Annotated in this window: 1 protein-coding gene; it reads right to left on the bottom strand. The window is 27.5% G+C overall.

Translation table 11 applies throughout. The annotated features are described in order from the left end of the window. On the bottom strand, positions 1-410 hold a 410-nt coding region (locus HMPREF3046_RS10705), incomplete at its 3' end, for a GNAT family N-acetyltransferase (protein ID WP_070719444.1). Positions 411-494 lie beyond the last annotated feature (84 nt).

Raw genomic sequence — 494 nt, 5'->3', positions numbered from 1 at the left:
TCTGTTTTAAATCCTTGTGACTCGTATATATGCACAGCCTTTTTGTTATCTGTATCAACATATAGATAAATTTTGTGCATGTTTAATATATCGAATGCATAATTTATCGCTTTTTCGAATGCGAATTTTGCATAACCTTTACCACTGAACTCAGGTTTAATAATTATTTGTATTTCACAATTACGATGGATGTAATTAATTTCTACTAATTCAACAATACCTACGACTTGATTTTCATCTTCAACAATAAAACGTCTTTCCGATTCATCTAATAAATGCTTATCAAATAAATACTGAAGTTCCGTTAAGGATTCATAAGGTTCTTCAAACCAATAAGACATAATAGAATATTCATTATTTAATTCATGAACAAAAAGTAAATCACTATACTCTAATGCTCTTAGTTTCATAATTCCACTCCCAAGATTTTCTTATATATGTCCATTATAAATATAAATAACGAATAAGTCATCATTCACTGTGAACACTTTATT

This window comes from Staphylococcus sp. HMSC070D05, assembly GCF_001815595.1.
In the GTDB taxonomy this organism is placed as follows: Bacteria; Bacillota; Bacilli; order Staphylococcales; family Staphylococcaceae; genus Staphylococcus; species Staphylococcus hominis.
Note: the sequence above shows the minus strand (reverse complement) of the source record. Positions and strands in the feature narration are given on the sequence as shown.